12 protein-coding genes are annotated in these 18,089 nt (G+C 72.5%); 7 read left to right on the top strand and 5 right to left on the bottom strand.

Annotated features, from left to right (window positions below):
* Window positions 1-14: 14 nt before the first annotated feature.
* The 3 genes from ASF75_RS10955 to ASF75_RS10945 are packed head-to-tail and all read left to right on the top strand — an operon-like array spanning window position 15 to window position 5,957.
* Window positions 15-884: a hypothetical protein gene (locus ASF75_RS10955; RefSeq protein WP_235517631.1), complete on the top strand. Its 870-nt coding sequence runs from the start codon at window positions 15-17 to the stop codon at window positions 882-884.
* Window positions 881-2,509, top strand: coding sequence for a DNA polymerase Y family protein (locus ASF75_RS10950; RefSeq protein ID WP_082509671.1), 1,629 nt, complete (start codon window positions 881-883; stop codon window positions 2,507-2,509). The genes ASF75_RS10955 and ASF75_RS10950 overlap by 4 nt, the downstream gene beginning before the upstream one ends.
* A gap of 37 nt (window positions 2,510-2,546) precedes the next feature.
* The gene (locus ASF75_RS10945; protein ID WP_042538478.1) at window positions 2,547-5,957 is read left to right on the top strand and encodes an error-prone DNA polymerase; all 3,411 of its coding nucleotides are present in this window, start codon (window positions 2,547-2,549) and stop codon (window positions 5,955-5,957) included.
* A gap of 82 nt (window positions 5,958-6,039) precedes the next feature.
* Here ASF75_RS10945 and ASF75_RS10940 read toward each other — a convergent pair whose 3' ends face one another.
* Together ASF75_RS10940 and ASF75_RS10935 are read right to left on the bottom strand one after the other, a co-directional pair.
* Window positions 6,040-7,551: a sensor histidine kinase gene (locus tag ASF75_RS10940; protein ID WP_017885963.1), complete on the bottom strand. Its 1,512-nt coding sequence runs from the start codon at window positions 7,549-7,551 to the stop codon at window positions 6,040-6,042.
* A complete protein-coding gene (locus tag ASF75_RS10935; RefSeq protein ID WP_017885962.1) occupies window positions 7,548-8,225 on the bottom strand; it encodes a response regulator transcription factor in 678 nt (225 codons plus the stop codon). The genes ASF75_RS10940 and ASF75_RS10935 overlap by 4 nt, the downstream gene beginning before the upstream one ends.
* Window positions 8,226-8,419: 194 nt before the next feature.
* Between ASF75_RS10935 and ASF75_RS10930 the strand changes: the two genes are divergently transcribed.
* The gene (locus ASF75_RS10930; protein WP_017885961.1) at window positions 8,420-8,728 is read left to right on the top strand and encodes a hypothetical protein; all 309 of its coding nucleotides are present in this window, start codon (window positions 8,420-8,422) and stop codon (window positions 8,726-8,728) included.
* 66 nt (window positions 8,729-8,794) lie between these two features.
* On the opposite strand, the gene ASF75_RS10925 is transcribed toward ASF75_RS10930, so the two are convergent.
* Window positions 8,795-9,889: an FUSC family protein gene (locus tag ASF75_RS10925; RefSeq protein WP_082509710.1), complete on the bottom strand. Its 1,095-nt coding sequence runs from the start codon at window positions 9,887-9,889 to the stop codon at window positions 8,795-8,797.
* A gap of 80 nt (window positions 9,890-9,969) precedes the next feature.
* On the opposite strand from ASF75_RS10925, the gene ASF75_RS10920 reads away from it, so the two are divergent.
* Both ASF75_RS10920 and ASF75_RS10915 read left to right on the top strand, forming a co-directional pair.
* Window positions 9,970-11,214 carry a phosphotransferase enzyme family protein gene (locus ASF75_RS10920; RefSeq protein ID WP_017885959.1) on the top strand — a complete coding sequence of 415 codons (1,245 nt, stop codon included), beginning with the start codon at window positions 9,970-9,972 and terminating at the stop codon, window positions 11,212-11,214.
* 483 nt (window positions 11,215-11,697) lie between these two features.
* Entirely contained in the window at window positions 11,698-13,824 is a 2,127-nt protein-coding gene (locus tag ASF75_RS10915; protein ID WP_042538474.1) for a DEAD/DEAH box helicase, read from the top strand.
* A gap of 101 nt (window positions 13,825-13,925) precedes the next feature.
* On the opposite strand, the gene ASF75_RS10910 is transcribed toward ASF75_RS10915, so the two are convergent.
* A complete protein-coding gene (locus ASF75_RS10910; RefSeq protein WP_027464730.1) occupies window positions 13,926-14,198 on the bottom strand; it encodes a mycoredoxin in 273 nt (90 codons plus the stop codon).
* A gap of 58 nt (window positions 14,199-14,256) precedes the next feature.
* Between ASF75_RS10910 and ASF75_RS10905 the strand changes: the two genes are divergently transcribed.
* Window positions 14,257-15,786 (top strand): CYTH domain-containing protein, encoded by a 1,530-nt coding sequence (locus tag ASF75_RS10905; RefSeq protein WP_056071333.1) that lies wholly within the window; start codon window positions 14,257-14,259, stop codon window positions 15,784-15,786.
* Window positions 15,787-15,891: 105 nt separating this feature from the next.
* Here ASF75_RS10905 and ASF75_RS10900 read toward each other — a convergent pair whose 3' ends face one another.
* Complete coding sequence (locus ASF75_RS10900; RefSeq protein WP_056071331.1) at window positions 15,892-18,063, bottom strand: S9 family peptidase; 2,172 nt, start codon at window positions 18,061-18,063, stop codon at window positions 15,892-15,894.
* Window positions 18,064-18,089: the final 26 nt, after the last annotated feature.

The raw sequence follows: 18,089 nt of genomic DNA, 5'->3' as shown, positions 1-18,089 counted from the left end.
CGGACTGTCCACAGATGTCGGACGCGATTGACATCATCGAACACATGTTCGAATATGAGGGCATGCAGACGGCGGCGGCACTCCGGTCGCCCACCCCGGACCGGGGCGGGCGGAGCGGTGCTGCACGTGGCGGCAGCGGTGCGGCCGGTGGCGGTGTGCGTCGCGGGTCCGATCACCTGGGCGACGCGCGGGCCGCGCTCGACCGCATCACGTCCCTGCGGTCCCGGGTGGCCGACATGGAGTCCACCCGGGTCGACACCGCCGGGCTCCCCACCGCCCCGGCGCTCGAACCCCTGCTGCCCGGCGGCGCGATCCGGGTCGGTGGCACCTACGCCGTCCCCGAGTCGGTGCTGCTCGCGATCACGATGCTGCAGGCGGCCTCGGCGGCCGGCGCGTGGTGCGCGGTCGTCGGGGTGCCGTCCTTCGGGATCGAAGCCGCCGCAGCCGCGGGGATCGACCTGGAGCGGCTCGTGCTCGTCCCCGATCCGGGCGACCAGTGGCTCGCCGTGACGGCGGCGATGGCCGACGTCGCGCAGATCGTCCTCACCCGACCGCTCGGCCGGGTCGTGCCGGGCGACGTGGCACGGCTCTCGGCCCGACTGCGACAGCGTGGTGGGGCGCTCGTCGCGCTCGGGTCCTGGCCCGGAGCGGACGTCACGCTGCGGGTCACGTCGTCGACGTGGAGCGGCATCGGACAGGGCCACGGCCACCTGACGGAGCGCCGGGCCACCGTGACCGCGACCGGGCGTGCCGGTGCGGTGCGTCCGGCGACCGCAGAGCTCCTCCTGCCCGCGGCCGACGGCGCGGTCCGGGCCGCGACGCCCGTGCCGACGGTGGGCTCCGGGGACACCCGTGTGCTGCGGCCCGTGGCGGTGGCGTCGTGATCGCCCCGGGGCGCGTCCGGACCGACGCGATCACCCGTGGGGCAGCACTGCCCGAACCACCCCCGACCCGGACCATCGTGCTCTGGTGCCCGGACTGGCCGGTCATCGCGGCTGCTCGGGCCGGTGGGACCCCGCCGGAGCAGCCCCTCGCCCTGACCGCGAAGGGGCTCGTGTTCGCGAGTTCGGCGTCCGCGCGAGAACAGGGCGTCGTGCGGGGACTCCGCGTGCGGGAGGCGCAGGCGCGGTGCCCCGAGCTCCTCGTGCAGCCCTACGACGACGCCCTCGACCACCGCGCGTTCGAGCCCGTCATCCGTGCGGTCGAGGCAGCGGTCCCCGGGGTAGAGGTGCTGCGGCCGGGCACCCTCGCGCTCCGCGCCCGCGGGCCGGCCCGGTACTACGGCGGTGAGCGAGCGGCGGCGGCGACCCTGGCCGGCATCGCGGCCGACCACGGCGCCCCCGCGGTGCGGGCCGGGGTGGCCGACACCCCGTTCGCGGCGGACCAGGCAGCCCGGGCGCGCCCGGTGCGTCCCGGTGAACGCGTGCGGCTCGTGCCCGTCGGGGGATCGGCGGACTTCCTCGCGCACCTGCCGCTCGGCGTGCTCGGCGACCCCGACCTCGCGACGGTGCTCGACCGGCTCGGCATCACCACGCTCGGCGACTTCGCGGCACTCGGCGACGAGCAGGTCCGCGACCGCTTCGGTGTGGCCGGAGCGTTCCTGCACCGGTTGGCCGCGGGCCGAGACCCGCGCGAGATCGCGGCGCGGGAGATCCCACCGGAACTCCGGGTCGAGGCGTCGTTCGAACCCCCGCTGGACCGTGCCGACCAGATCGCGTTCGCGTTCCGACGCTCCGCCGACGACTTCGCCGAGCGACTCCGGGCCGCGGGGCTCGTGGCGACGACCATCCGGGTGGGGATCGTCGACGAGCGTGACATCCTGCTCGAACGGACCTGGGCACACCCGCGCTGGTTCGACGCCGCCGACGTGGTCGACCGGGTGCGGTGGCAGCTCGCCGGCGGGGTGGACCCCAGCGGGCTCGAGGCACCGGTCACCTCGGTCGTGCTCGAGCCGGTCGCCGTCGACGACATGGCGAACCACGAGCGCGGGCTGTGGGGCTCCGGCCCGGACGAGCGCGTGCACCACGGCCTCGCCCGGATCCAGGGCATGGTCGGCCACGACGGTGTGGTGAGTCCGCGCGTCGGCGGTGGCCGCACCCTGTCCGAGCGCGTGGTGCTCGTGCCGTGGGGCGACGCACCCGCGGGTGGTGAGCGCGCCCTGGCGACCGTCCGCGACCGTCCGTGGCCCGGCAAGCTCCCCGGTCCGCCGCCCGCCACCGTGCTCGAGCGCCCCCGACCGGTCGACGTGGTCGCTGCCGGTGGTGCGAGCGTCGACGTCGACGAGCGCGGCGTGCTGTCCGGCGCTCCCGAACGGTTCCGTGCCGAGGGCGACCGGGGCGGCGGCTTCTCGGCCGTGACGGCCTGGGCGGGTCCGTGGCCACTCGTCGTCCGGTGGTGGGAGTCCGGCGGCCGACGCCTGCACCGGCTGCAGCTCGTCGACGCCGAGGGGCGTGCCTGGTACCTGGTGCTCGCGGACCACCGCTGGTGGGCGGAGGCGATCGCGACGTGACCCCGACCCCCACCACCACCAACAGGAGCGTGTCCTGATGGGCTACAGCAACCCACCCGTCCCGTGGTCGCAGTTCGAGCGCGCGCTGTCCGACAAACGGAGCCCGGGCACCGCGCACGACGGCGACGGCGGCGACAGCCCGGCGTGGTCGCGGAAGCGCGAGCCGTACGTCCCGTCGCCGATCGACACCGACGGCGGCCCGGTCGTGCCGTACGCCGAACTGCACGCGCACTCGGCCTTCAGCTTCCTCGACGGCGCCAGTCAGCCCGAGCACCTGTTCGAAGAAGCCGCCCGGCTCCGGCTGCACGCCCTCGCGCTCACCGACCACGACGGCTTCTACGGGGCAGCCCGGATGGCCGAGGTCGCCGAGTCCTACCCGCAGGTGGGCACCGTCTTCGGCACCGAGCTGTCCCTGGGGCTGACCGAACCGCAGAACGGTGTGCCCGACCCCGAGGGCTCGCACCTGCTCCTGCTCGCCGACGGGCAGGACGGCTACCACCGCTTGGCCGGCGCGGTCACGAGCGCGCACCTGGCCGCCGGATCCGAGAAGGGCAGCCCGCAGTACGACCTCGACGACCTCGCCGCACGCGCGGACGGCCACTGGCGTGTCCTGACCGGGTGCCGGAAGGGCACCGTGCGGCAGGCCCTCGAGCAGGGTGGGGAATCCGCCGCCGACACCGCGCTCCGGGTGCTGCTCGACCGGTTCGGCAGCCGCAACGTCGTGGTGGAGCTGCTCGACCACGGCGACCCCCTCGACAGCGCCCGCAACGACGCCCTGGCCGCCCTGGCCACGAAGCACGCACTGCCCCTGGTCGCCACCGGCAACGTGCACTACGCCACCCCGGACCGGTTCCCGGTGGCCACCGCGCTCGCGGCGGTCCGTGCTCGCCGCAGCCTCGACGAGATCGACGGCTGGCTGCCCGCAGCCGACACCGCCCACCTGCGCTCCGGCGCCGAGATGGCCAGACGGTTCGGGCGCTACCCCGGCGCGGTCGAACGGACCGTGGAGCTCGCCGACGAACTCGGGTTCCGGCTGAAGACGGTCAAGCCCGGGCTGCCCGACCTCGACGTCCCGGACGGACACACCGCGATGTCGTGGCTGCGCGAGCTCACCTGGACCGGTGCCCGGCGGTTCTACCCGGGCAGCGCCGACGGCGTCGAGCCCCGCAAGCGGGAGCGCATCGAACGCGAGCTGTCCGTGATCGAGGAGAAGAACTTCCCCGGGTACTTCCTGATCGTGCGCGACATGGTGCAGTACGCCCGCGGCCGGGGCATCCTCTGTCAGGGGCGGGGTTCGGCGGCGAACTCGGCGGTCTGCTACCTGCTCGAGATCACCGCGGTGGACTCGATCCGCTACGGGCTGCCGTTCGAGCGGTTCCTGTCGGCGATGCGCGACGAGGAGCCCGACATCGACGTCGACTTCGACTCGGACCGCCGCGAAGAGGTGATCCAGTACGTCTACGCCAAGTACGGCCGGCACAACGCCGCCCAGGTCGCGAACGTGATCACCTACCGGCCCAAGGGCGCGGTGCGCGACATGGCGAAGGCGCTCGGCCACAGCCCCGGACAGCAGGACGCCTGGTCGAAGCAGGTCGAACGGTGGGGTTCGGTGACCGAGAGCCAGGACCACGACATCCCACCGGCGGTCGTCGGACTCGCGAGCGACGTCCTCGGGTTCCCGCGGCACCTCGGCATCCACTCCGGCGGCATGGTGCTGACCGACCGCCCGGTGGGCGAGGTCGTGCCGATCGAACACGCCCGGATGGACGGCCGCACCGTGCTCCAGTGGGACAAGGACGACTGCGCCTACATGGGACTCGTGAAGTTCGACATGCTCGGGCTCGGCATGCTCGCCGCGTTGCAGTACTCGTTCGACCTGGCGGCAGAGCACTGCGGTGAGCGCTGGGAGATGCACTCCATCCCGAAGGAGGAACAGGGTGTCTACGACCAGCTCTGCCGCGCGGACACGATCGGGGTGTTCCAGGTGGAGTCCCGCGCGCAGATGGGCACCCTGCCCCGACTGCTCCCACGGCGGTTCTACGACCTGGTGATCGAGGTCGCACTCGTCCGCCCCGGGCCGATCCAGGGCGGCGCAGTGCACCCGTACATCCGACGGCGCACCGGCGAGGAACCGATCACCTACATGCACCCGGCGCTCGAACCCGTGCTCGAACGCACCCTCGGGGTCCCGCTGTTCCAGGAACAACTCATGCAGATGGCGATCGCGGTCGGCAACTGCTCCGGGGACGACGCCGACCTGCTGCGGCGGGCGATGGGGTCGAAGCGCGGACACGAGAAGATCGACCGGCTGCGGGACAAGCTCTACGCGGGGATGGCGGACAACGGCATCCACGGCGCCGACGCCGACGCGATCTACGCGAAGATCCAGGCCTTCGCGAACTTCGGCTTCGCGGAGAGCCACTCGATCAGCTTCGCCCTCATCGTCTACGCGAGCGCGTGGATGCGGCTGCACTACCCGGGGGCGTTCCTGGCAGCGCTGCTCCGGGCGCAGCCGATGGGGTTCTACTCACCGCAGACCCTGGTCGCCGACGCCCGGCGGCACGGTGTCCGCGTGCTGCGACCGGACATCCTGCGGTCCGGGGTGGACGCCACGCTCGAACCGCTGCCGGACGGGGACGCCCCGGTCGGTGCCGACGCCTGCCTGGCCGCCGAGCAGCCCCCGGTACTGCCGTTCGACAAGGCGCTCCCCGACGACACAGCGAGCCACCGTCGCGACGGTGCCTTCGCCGTGCGGCTCGGGCTCGCCGAGGTCGCGTCGCTCAGCCGGAAGAGCGCCGAGAAGATCGTCGCCGAGCGGGACACCAACGGCCCCTTCCGCGACATGTCGGACCTGGCCCGCCGGGTCGGACTCACGACGCCGCAGCTCGAGGCCCTCGCTGCCGCCGACGCCTTCGCCCCGTTCGACATCGACCGCCGCGGTGCGATGTGGTCGGCTGCGCAGGCTGCGGCCGAGCGTCCGGACCAGCTGCCGGACACGCAGGTGTTCGTGCAGCCGCCGCTGTTCGGTCAGATGACAAGCGGGGACGTGCTCATCGCGGACATGTGGTCGACGGGCATGACGACCGACGACCACCCCGTCCGGCACGTGCGCGACCGGCTCGCAGCCCGCCGGGTGCTCAGCGTGCAGGACACCGCGACCGCCGAGACCGGACGACGGGTCGAGGTCGGCGGGATCGTGACGCACCGGCAGCGTCCGGCGACCGCGTCCGGCATCACGTTCCTGAACGTCGAGGACGAGACCGGGCTGGTCAACGTCATCTGCAGCGTCGGGGTGTGGGGACGCTACCGTCGGGTGGCACGGGAGTCCCCGGCGGTGATCGTCCGGGGCATCCTCGAGCGGTCACCCGACGGCGTGGTCAACCTGGTGGCGGACCGCATCGAGCACCTGTCGCTGTCCGTCCGCACCCGGTCGCGCGACTTCCAGTGAGCGGTCCTGCGCCGGTGATCGGTCGTGCTCGGGTGATCGGTCGTGCTCGGGTGAGCGGTCCTGCTCGGGTGAGCGGTCGTGCTCAGCGCACCTCGGGCAGGGTGATCGTGACCTCGAGCCCACCGGCAGGCACGTTGCGGAGCGACGCCGTGCCCCCGGCGCGTTCCGCCACCGCGCGGACGATCGCGAGTCCCAGACCGGAGCCGCCCGGCAGGGCGCCGGCGCCCGTGGAGGGGTCGGGGTTCGGGCGGGACGTCCGTGCCTCGTCCGGACGCGTGAACCGGTCGAAGGCCACGGGGATGAACGACTCGGGTACACCGGGGCCGTCGTCGGTGATCTGCAGCACGCCCTGGCCGCCGGTGCTCCGCCAGGACACGAAGATGCCGCCACCGCGGGGGAGTGCGGCCACGGCGTTGCCCGCGATGTTCGTGACGAGCTGGGCCATCCCACCCGTGTCGATCCGGTAGCGCGGTTCCACGGTGCCGCCGCCGATGCCCGGGCCGGACCCGCCGACGGCGACCGGCGGCTCCAGGTCGAAGTCGACGGTGACGTCCTTCGCCGACGCGATGAGCCGGACGCGGTCGACCGCTGCCATCACCTCATCGCCGAGGTCCGACCAGGCGGTCTCCGGCCGTCGGTCGCCGTCCTGTTCACGTTGCTCAGACTCCTCGATCCGCGACAGTGCGAGCAGGTCGTTGGCGAGCCGGGACAACCGCGCGACGCTGTGCTTGGCCCGTTCGATGTGGGCGGCGAGGGCGGCGGCGTCGTTGCCGTCGAGCGAGGCGAGGTCGAGCTGGGTCGTCAGGATGGCCAGGGGCGTCCGGAGCTCGTGGCTGGCGTCCGACACCATCTGGCGTTCACGCTCGGTCGCCTGCCGGGTCCGGGCCAGGAAGGCGTTGAGCGTCGTCGCCAGGGATGCCAGCTCGTCCCGGGCGGGGCCCACCGGCAGTTCGGCGCGCTCCGGGGCGACGGAGAGCCGTTCGGCCTCGCGGCGCATCCGGTTCACCGGACGCAACGCGGTGGTCGCGAGCACCCAGGACGCCACGCCGAAGGCGAGCAGGATCGCCAGGCCGGTCAACGACAGGGTCGTCGTGAGGTCGTCGACGACGATGGCCTCGGCCTGCGAGTTACGGGCGGCGACGACCGTCCACCGGCCGGCCTCGTTGACGGGGTGCTCCACGACGACGCGGTACTCCGAGCCGGATGCCGTGATGATCGAGGTGCCGGCAGGGGTGGACCGCAGACTGCCGAGCGCCTGCTCGACGCGGTCCGGCATCGTCGAGAGCACGATCTCGCCGGACGGGGACACGACGGCGACGAGCTGCGCGTTGCCCGGTGACGACAGGTCGGGGTCGCTGTCGACCTCGAGCGTGGCGACGTAGGGGTCGGCATCGGCGTCGAGCAGCGTGCGGGTCGCACTCGCGACGACGCTCACCACCTGGAACCGCATCACCAGGACGAGCAGCAGGATCACGATCGCCGCGATCGCCGTCGAACCGATCGTGATCCGGGCACGCAGCGACAGCAGACGCAGCGGCCGGATCGGACCACCGCGTCGGTGGTCCGATCGTGGGGCGTCGTCGGCCCCGCTCACGCCCCGAGCAGATCCAGGCGGTACCCGCGACCGCGGACCGTGGCGATGGCGACGGTGGCCTCGTGCGCGGTGAGCTTCTTGCGGAGGTACGAGATGTACTGCTCGACCACGTTCGGGTCGACGTGCTGCGAACCGTCCCAGACCTCTTCGAGGATCTTCGGGCGGTCGACGACACTGCCGGCGGACCGGGCGAGCAGGCGGAGCAGGGCGAACTCCGTGGGGCTCACGGCGACGCGCTGGCCCTTGATCGAGATGCGGCGTGCCTCGGAGTCGATGGAGACGTCGCCGACCTCGATCGTGCGGGGAGCCCCGGCGGACTCACGACGGCCGAGCGCACGCAGCCGAGCGGTGAGCTCGGCGAAGGCGAAGGGCTTGGTGAGGTAGTCGTCCGCACCGGCGTCGAGCCCGAACACACGGTCGTCCACGGCGTCGCGCGCCGTCACGAGCAGGATCCGCACGGGGTCCTCGCGCTCACGGATCCGCCGGGCGAGCTCGAAGCCGGACATGCCGGGCATCATCACGTCCACGACCGCAAGGTCGAACGCCTGCTCGCCGAGCGCGATGAGCGCCTCGACACCGTTCTCGACCGCCGTCACGCGGTACCCCTCGGCCGCGAGTCCGCGCTCCATCAGGGCCCGCATCTCGTCGTCGTCCTCGACCACCAACAGCCGCATAGTGGACCTCCTCGGACCCATCGTGGCATCGAACCGTCGCCGAGGGCCGTTCTCAGGCCGAACTCGCTGAATCTCGTCACAGGACAGGGCGGAACGGTCTGTCCCACGTTCTAGGGACGTGAGCGTCGCTTGCTTCGTTGCTAGGCTCCGGCAGCGGACAGCGCGACCCGATGCGCCGCCCGCACTGGGGGATCATGAACGACTCGATCGACCATCCGGCAATCGTGCGCCTGCGCGCCGAACTGGACGCCGCGTGGAAGGGGATCGGCACGCTCGCACAGCTGGAGGACGTACCGCGCGACCGCGTGGTCGCAGAGCTGCGGACGGCGGTGCCGGACGTGGCGAGCCGTGCCGCACGCGAGGTCGGCATCGAGGCCGTCGTCGCCGAGATCAACCGGTACGCCGACACCGGGGTCCCCGGTGCGACCGACGTCGTGCCGACCGAGGTGATCTGGTCCGACGTGGTGCGGACGGCGTCGGAGGCGGCCTGCGCGGCACGCTGAGGTGGACCCGGCACAACGTCTGCGCGGCACGCTGAGTAGACCCGGCACCGCGCAAACGCGACGCGCCTAGTCGTCCTCGCCGAGCAGTTCCCCGCGCACCCGTCGGATGTCCTCGAGCAGCGCCCCGATGAGCACCCAGTGCCGGGAGTTCGGACGCACCACCTCGAGCGGCGCGGTGAGTGCCGGCTCCGAGGCCTCCGCCCACGGCTCGGCGTCCGGTCCGAGCGCAGCAGCGTCCGCCCCACCGGCCCCGGGTGCCGGGTCGAGCCGCGTCGACTCGACCCGCGCACTGAGCGCCCGCACGTCCGCCCCGATCCGCGCCACCTCGGTCGCGATGCCGTGCACCACCGGATCGTCCCGCAGGTCCGGGGCGGTGTTGTCGCGGATCGCCCGGGTCATGCCGGTGACCCGGGTCACCAGGATGCGCAGGTGGTCGGTGACCACCACGTCGCGGTCGAGGATCGTCCGGTGCCGGCCGCTGCGCGGGTTCATCGTCAGGGACTCGCGGGCCGCCCCCAGGGACGCCTCGGCCTTGGCGTGCTGCTGCCGGAGGGCCCGGGCCGCGACGAGGGCCTCGTCCCAGCGTGCGCGGTCCCACCCCTCGGTCAGGCCGATCGCGATCCGCTCGAACGCCACCGCGGTGTCGCGGGCGAGCCGGGCGACGGCGAGGTGCGCCGGCTCGAGCAGGACGGGCGGCACGATGAGCGCGTTCACGACCAGGGCGACGATCGCACCGATCACGGTCTCGAGGATCCGGTCGGCGGAGTAGTTCGGCGTCACGACCCCGGCGGTGAGCACGAGCATCCCGCTGATCCCCACCTGGGTGGCCGACGTCGGGGTGAGCCGGAGCGCCCACGCGATCAGGATCGCGAGCACGATGACGAGCAGCACCACGAACACGCCGTCGCCGAGCAGCAGGTGGAACCCGGTGGCCAGCACGACGCCGATGACGACGCCCGCGCTCCGCTCGAGCCCCTTCACGAACGACTGGTTGATGCTCGGCTGCACCACGAGCAGGGCCGCGATGGCCGCGAAGGTGGGGAACGGCCCCTGGATCACCAGACGGCAGAGGAGCACGGCGGCCACCACCGCGACGGCGGTCTTCACGACCTGCAGGAACGGCGTGCGACTGGAGCTGCGGAGACGCGCGACCGGGTTCACACCGACCACGGTAGCCACCGGCCGCGCGCCGAGCCGTGCACGAACGCGACGAAACCCGTGCGACGCGGTTGACTGATGTCGTGTGGCCCAACCATGAGCGCGTCATCCCGCAGGCCTTCGCCGGCTCCGGGACCTCCGTGGTGGCCGCGCGGGCGCACTCCGTCGAACCGTCGGGCAACGGCTACCTGTACGGCTACGAGGTCGACACACTGGACCGCAACGGCCAACGCGCCACGGTCCTGACCTACGTCGACACCGGCGGCACCCACGACCAGAACAGCGCCATCGTCACGGACCCGGCGACGGGCGAACCGGTGTCGGTCTGGGCGTACCCGAACGATCCAGGCCTGCCGGTGCTGCCGCAGGTCACCTACCGCGACGCCGTCGCCGAGCTGCTGACCACCCTCGGCATGCCCGTCACCGACCCGGTGCTCACCGTCGCCGCGTACCGGCCCGGCAAACGTGCGGTGGTGCGCGTCGACGCCCCCGAGCGCACCCTGTTCCTGAAGATCGTCCGTCCGCACCGGGTCGCGCCGATCGTGCAGTCGCACGAGCAGTTCGTCGCGGCCGGCCTGCCGGTGCCGCGCGTGCTGTCCAGTCGTGGTGACGGCCTGCTCGTGCTTGAGCGCATCCGCGGCGTGCCGGCCGGCAGCCGCATCCTCGACATCGCCGACGACCCGCGCTTCGTGGCGTCGCTCGCGGCGTTGAGCGGCCGCGTCGCCACCGTGCCGATGACCCAGCAGGCCCGTGCGGACGCGATGGACCATGCCGACTGGCACCGTCGCACGCTCATCGCCGCCCTGCCGCGCGACGCCGAGGAGATCGACCGCCTGTACGACGCCATCGGCCGCCGTTCCATCGGTTGGTCGAGCTCGACCAAGCAGGTCGTGCACGGCGACCTGCACCTGGAGCAGGTGTTCGTCGACGAGGACGAGCCGTGGCGCATCTCGGGCCTGCTCGACATCGACACCGCGGGCTGGGGGTTCCCGGTCCGTGACGTCGGAGCCGTCGTCGCCCACCTCGTGGTGACCGGGCTGTGGCACCGGTCCCGAGGCGACGCGGAGCGCGGCGCCGCCGCCGAGCGCCTCGCCGACGCGATCGCCCGCGACTGGGTCGCGCGCAACCCGCGCGAGACCGACCGCATCGGGCCCGCCATCGGCGCGCAGCTGCTCGCCCACGCCGGCGGCCAGGCGACCACCGGTTCCGCCAACGGGATCCAGACCGCCCAGCAGCTCCTCGCAGCGACGCAGGCCGCCCTGGCGGACGCGGCCCCGAGCCTCCCGACCGGCGCGTCGACCCGCCCGCGGTCCGCACCGCAGGCCTGACGGCTCGCAGCCCCGTCGCTTCGGCGGTATGGACGCGACTGCAGGACGGACGGGAGGCGCGGGTCGGGCCCGCAACGGGCCTCCCGTCCGCCGTCGCGACGCGCGCGGGCAACGCGGCGGTCGCCTCCGTCGGCGGTCCGGGAGTAAACTGAGCGCGCACGCACCGTGTTCCCGCGTGCCGCGTCGATTCCGGACGCAGCCGTCGATCACTTGATCGACGCGGGGACCGGGCCGTGAGTGCCCCGAGGGGGCACCACGTGCGTGTGACGACGCCGGATCCCGGCGCGGACCGTCCGAACCTGCTCCCGGCAGGTGCTCGTGTGGAACGGCTCGCGGGAGTCCACCGGACGTCCCGATGCGGGGACCGGCGATGCGGTGGGCCACGGTGGCCCGCGGCCGAACCGGAGCCGCGCCAGGCCCCGGTGCAGGACTTCCCGCCCCACGGGCGGATCGCCCCGACGTGTGGGCGGAACAGGAGGAGCGTTGGCTCGATCAGGCACCCGGCGTGCTGCCGGCGGGACGCGGACCGCGTCACGTCGCACCAGGCCGCTGGACAACGACGGCGTCATCCCCGTCCTCGCCCGCGCTGTGCGCGAGGTCGAGGCCGCGGCGCAGCGCGGACCACTCAAGGCGTCGAACCGGACGAAGTTCCAGGCGGTCGCCCTGCTGATGCGCGAAGAGCGCGCGCGGGTGAAGGCCGACACGGAGCTCACCGACGCGCAGCGCGCCGAACAGCTGAAGCGGCTCGACGGCGTGGCCACGATCCTGGCGAAGACGGCGGCGCGGGACACCAGCGTCATCCAGCTCCTCGCCGAAGAGGTGCAGGTGCCCGAGGCGACGCGCGCGGTCAAGCGCGACATGATGATCGCCGGTGGCGTCGAGCTCCAGCCGGAGGACCTCGTCATCGCGTCCGAGCCCGCCGCGGTGGTCGAGACCCCGGTGCGTGCCGTCGTGCCGCAGTCCGTCGTCCAGCGCCAGCTCGCGAACCCGTTCATGCCGCCGGACTTCGCCCTCGCCGACCAGCCCGTCGCGCACCCGCGCCGCCTGGCGAACTGGGAACTGTTCGGACCGCTGTTCAAGTCGTTCGAGTACGGCGCGGGCGGGGGAGCGGCGACGATGCCGCTGCCGGAGCCCCCGACGCTGCACTCGCGCTCGGGCACCACGCTCATGAAGCACCAGGCGGAGCTCATCACCGCCGCAGCGCAGGGGCACCGTACCTTCCTGCTCGCCGACGAGCCCGGCCTCGGCAAGACCGCGCAGTCGCTGCTCGCCGCCGACGCCGCGAACGCGTTCCCGCTGCTCGTCGTCGTGCCGAACGTCGTCAAGACGAACTGGGCACGTGAGGCCGAGCGCTGGGTGCCGAACCGTCGCGCCACGGTGATCCACGGGGACGGCAACGACCTCGACGGGTTCGCCGACATCGTCATCGTGAACTACGAGATCCTCGACCGGCACGCCGGGTGGCTCGGCAACTTCGGGTTCAAGGGGATGGTCGTCGACGAGGCGCACTTCATCAAGAACAAGGACTCGCAGCGCGCCCGGTTCGTGCTGCAGATCGCCGAGCGCATCCGGCAGCGCACCGCCACCCCGCTGCTCATGGCGCTGACCGGTACCCCGCTCATCAACTCGGTCGAGGACTTCCGCACCATCTGGGAGTACCTCGGATGGATCGACGACAAGAAGCCGCGCGCCAAGCTCATGAACGAGCTCGAGGAGATCGGCCTGACCCCGGCCGACCCCGGGTTCTTCGTCGAGGCCCGCCGTGCCGTCATCGACCAGGGCATCGTCCGACGCCGCAAGGTCGACGTCGCCGCGGACATCCCCGCACGCCGGATCGCCGACATCCCCGTCGAGCTCGACGGCGACGAGGGCCGCTCCATCCGCGACGCCGAGCGCGAGCTCACCGCGAAGCTCGTCCGCCGGTACCACCAGGCGCTCGACGCCCGCACCGGGCAGGACCCGGTCGTCGGCATCGACCACAAGCTGGTCCGCCAGGTCGCGCGCTGGGAGCTCGAGGACCAGGACGCCTCGTCGACCGGCGAGAACGTGTTCTCGATGGTCCGCCGCATCGGCCGGGCCAAGGCCCAGCTCGCGGCCGACTACGCCGCGCAGCTCGCCTCGAACGTCGGCAAGGTCGTGTTCTTCGCGAAGCACCTCGACGTGATGGACCAGGCGGAAGAGGTGTTCGCCCGTCGTGGGCTGCGCACCGCCACGATCCGCGGCGACCAGACCCCGACGCAGCGCACGGCCGAGATCGACTCGTTCGTGAACGACCCCGACGTCGCCGTCATCGTCTGCTCGCTGACCGCGGCCGGCGTCGGCCTGAACCTGCAGGTGTCGTCGAACGTCGTGCTCGCCGAGCTGTCGTGGACGAGCGCCGAGCAGACCCAGGCGATCGACCGTGTGCACCGCATCGGGCAGGAAGAGCCCGTCACCGCGTGGCGCATCATCGCCGCGCAGACGATCGACACCAAGATCGCCGAGCTCATCGACTCGAAGGCGTCCCTGGCCGCCCGTGCGCTCGACGGCTCGGACGAAGCGGTCGTCGACTCCGGCGACATCCAGCTCGACGCGATGGCCGCGCTGCTGACCGAGGCGCTCGGCGGCTAGCGCAGGCGCGTCCGGACAGCAGAACACCGGTGTTCGCACTCTGAACCGCGTCATGCGCGTGTTCGGAGCGTGAACACCGGTGTTTTGCGAAGCGCCGCCGCTCAGATGCGGGACTGCACCTCGGCCAGGGACGGGTTCGTCGCCGTCGTCCCGTCGGGGAACACCAGCGTCGGCACCGTCTGGTTGCCGCCGTTGACCTCGGCGACGAGTTCCGCGGTACCGGGGGTCTGCTCGATGTCGACCTCGGTGAAGGGGACCCCGGCCTTCGACATCTGGTTCTTCAGCCGGGCGCAGTAGCCGCACCACGTGGTGGTGAACATCGTGACGCCGCCGGCTTCGGGCGTGAACTGCTCGCGGGTGATCGTGTCGCTCATCCCTGCAGGCTAACCCCGGGTGCGGGGAATCCGCGCAGTGCCTGGTAGACAAGACCGTGTGAGCCACACGCACCTCGAGATCGAGCGCACCTACGACCTGCCCGAGGGCGGTGCCCTGCCCGACCTCGTCGGCGCGGGCGGCATCCTCCGCACCGAGCACCAGGAGCCGTTCGAACTGGACGCGACCTACTGGGACACCGAGCGGTACGACCTGGTGGCCGCGCGGGTGACGGTCCGCCGTCGCACCGGTGGCCCCGACGCCGGTTGGCACATCAAGCGCTCCGAGTCGGACACGGTCCGCCACGAGCAGCAGTTCCCCCTGACCGACGACGCCGACACGGTGCCCGACGAGGTCCTCGCCGCACTCTTCACCGAGCGTCGCGGCCGCGGGCTGCGTCCGGTCGTCCGGATCACCACCACCCGGACCGTCACTCGACTGCTCGACGAGGACGGCGACCAGATCGCCGAGCTCGCCGACGACCAGGTCACCGCCCAGCGCCTCGACGACGACGCCCCGGAGACCCCGCGCACCTGGCGTGAGGTCGAGGTCGAGACCGTCGACGGCGTCGACCCGCAGATCGCCCACGAGCTGTTCGCGGCCCTCGACGGACGCTTCGCGGCCGTCGGCGCCGGCCCCGCCGCAGTCGCGTCCAAGCTGGCACGCGGGCTGGCAGGAGCACCGGCACCGCGCCTCCAGACCGAGGAGAAGCCGGCCAAGGGCACGACCGCACGCATCCTGGCGAAGCGGGTGCGCAAGCTGCGCATCGCGCTGCTCGGCCAGGAGGCCCGGCTCCGCTCCGGCGACACGGCCGACCTCCGGCAAGCGGCCGACACCACCCTCGAGATCGCCGCGATCCTGGGCGCCTACCGCCCGGCGTTCCGCGACGGCGAGGCCGTCGACCGCGCCGCCGAGGCGGCGGACGGCCTGGCGGGCGTCACCGCCCGTGCGGCGCTGGCCGAGTACCTGATCGACCGGCTGCCGCGGGCGTCGTCGCCGGCGCAGGACGACCTGGTCGACGCGTTGACCCGTGAGCGGATCCTGGCCTCGACCCGTGAGCGTCGCGACCAGGCGGTGCGCGACGTCGTCGCGTTCCTGCACGGCGAGCCGTTCCTCGAGCTGCTCGACGCCCTCGACGACGCAGCCGAGCGTCCGGTGCCGACCGCGTGGTCGCTCCGCTCGCCGAAGCAGGTCGCCCAGGACGTCGGCGCCGACGTGAAGCCGCGCGTGCGCGAGCTCGTCCGGGCCGCCGTCGCCGACGACACCTCGGACACCGCCGCCGAGCGGGAGGCCGCCGACCGGAGCACCACCGAGGCCGCGTGGCAGGAGACGATGCGGGCCCGGATGGCGATGGACGTGCTCGGCGACGACGCGTTCCCACACGCGCTGTGGAAGCGGATCGGTACCGCCGCCGACGTGCTGACGGAGCGGGTGCGGTCGCTGCGCGCCCTCGACATCCTGCGGGCGAACGCGGCGATCGCGGAGCGTGGCGGTGAGGGCACGTTCGGGTACGGGGTGCTCGCGGGGGACCGGGTGCGCCTGGCCGAGGAGTCCTACGACGAGGCGGTGCACGCGCTCAACCGCGTGTGAGCGGAGTGCGCGCGTTGCGTGCGCCGCTGTTCGCTTGGTGAGCAGAAGAGGTCGGGTCCCGCGTTCGGACCCGACCTCTTCTGCTCACGAAGTGCGCGGCGCTGCTCAGCCCGCGGCGATCGGGGTGGCGGTCGCCGCGGCGGGCGTCTCGTCGGCGAGCCCGAGCACGTCGAGCAGCCAGGCGAGTTCGAACGCCCGCTCCTTCCACGACGCGTACCGACCGCTGACACCACCGTGGCCGGCGGACATCTCGGTCTTCAGCAGCACGGGCGCGCCGACCTCGCGGAGCTTCGCGGTCCACTTCGCGGGCTCGACGTAGAGCACGCGGGTGTCGTTGATCGAGGTCACGGCGAGGATCTGCGGGTACTGGACGTCGTCGCGGACGTTCTCGTAGGGCGTGTACTCGCTCATGTAGCGGTAGACCTCGGCGTCGTGCAGCGGGTCGCCCCACTCGTCCCACTCGATGACGGTGAGGGGCAGGTCCGGGTCGAGGATGCTCGTCAGCGCGTCGACGAACGGCACGGCCGCCAGGATGCCGGCGAACCGTTCGGGTGCGAGGTTCGCGACGGCGCCCATCAGGAGCCCACCCGCACTGCCGCCCTCGGCCACGAGCCGGTCGGCGCTCGTCCGGCCGGACTCGATCAGGTGCTCGGCGACCGCGACGAAGTCGGTGAAGGTGTTCTTCTTCGTCAGGGTCTTGCCGTTCTCGTACCAGTGCCGGCCGAGTTCACCGCCACCACGGACGTGCGCGACCGCGAAGACGACACCGCGGTCGAGCATCGACAGGCGCATGACGCTGAAGCCGGGGTCGATCGAGTGTTCGTACGAGCCGTAGCCGTACAGGTGCAGCGGCGACGGCGAGTCCTGGTCGACGGCGTCACGGCGCCAGACGAGCGAGATCGGCACGCGGGTGCCGTCGGCCGCGGTGGCCCAGTCGCGTTCCTGCACGTAGTCGGCCGGGTCGTAGCCACCGAGCACGGGCTGGCGCTTCAGGACGGTGACCTCGCCGGTGGCCAGGTCGAGGTCGCTGACCTCGGAGGGGGTGACGAACGACGTGTACCCGATGCGGAGTGTCGGCTGCTCCCACTCCGGGTTGCCGCCGAGCCCCGCGGAGAACAGGGCTTCGTCGAAGGGGACCTCGTGCGCGTCGCCGTAGCCGTCGCCCTCGATCGGGATGATCGCGACGCGGGGGAGCGCCTCGGACCGGTACTCCAGCGCGAGGTGCCCGGCGAAGGCGTCGACCGACTCGATGCGGCGCTCGGTGTGGTGTGCCACGACGACGCGGCGGTCACGCTCGGACGTCGGGTCGTCGGCGGGGACGTCGACGAGCTCGAAGTTCTCGGCGCCGTCGTTGTGCAGCACCAGGAACCGGTCGCTGCCACCGACGATGGCGTGCTCGATCTCGTACTCGACGCCCTCGCGGCGGGGCCAGACGACCTGGAACTCACCGGTCGGGTCCGCAGCATCGAGGACGTGCGCCTCGGACGTGATCTTCGAGCCGAGCTCGATGACGATGTACTGCGACGAGCGGGTGACGCCGACGCCGATCCAGTAGCGGTCGTCGGGTTCCTCGAACACCAGGACGTCCTCGGACGCCGCGGTGCCGACCGTGTGCCGCCAGATCTTGTCCGGACGCCAGGACTCGTCGACCGTGGGGTAGAAGACGTAGCGGCCCGCCGGGTCGAACGTGGCGCCGGCCCCGGTGTTCGGGATGGCGTCGCCGAGGTCGGTCCCCGAAGCCAGGTCGCGCACGTGCAGGGTGTACCGCTCGTCGCCCTCGACGTCGATGCCGTACACCAGGCGGGTGCCGTCGTCGCTGATGTCGTAGGTGCCGAGGGAGAAGAACTCGTGGCCGTCGGCCAGGGCGTTGCCGTCCAGCACCACCTGCTCACCGGGCAGGGTCGACTCGCCCTCGACCACGGCGGGCGGCGTCCAGTCGTCCGGGCCGGCGACGGGCACGCGGCAGTGCACGCCGTACTGGCTGCCCTCGGCGGTGCGGGTGAAGTACCACCAGTCGCCCATGCGCACCGGCACCGAGAGGTCGGTCTCCTGCACGCGGCTCTTCACCTCGGCGAAGATGCGGTCCCGCAGCGGCGCGAGGTGCGCGGTCGCGGCGTCGGTGTGGGCGTTCTCGGCTTCGAGGTACGCCAGGGTGTCGGGGGATTCCTTGTCCCGCAGCCACTCGTAGTCGTCGACGAAGTCGATGCCGTGGTGGGTCCGTGTCACGGGCCGCTTGGCGGCGCTGGGCGGGGTGGATGCGGTGTGCTCGTTGCTCACCGTCCCACCCTATTCGCCCGCACCCC

This window comes from Curtobacterium sp. Leaf154 (assembly GCF_001424595.1).
Lineage (GTDB): Bacteria > Actinomycetota > Actinomycetes > Actinomycetales > Microbacteriaceae > Curtobacterium > Curtobacterium poinsettiae.
The sequence above is the reverse complement of the archived record's forward strand: the minus strand, read 5'-3'. Positions and strand labels throughout refer to the sequence as shown.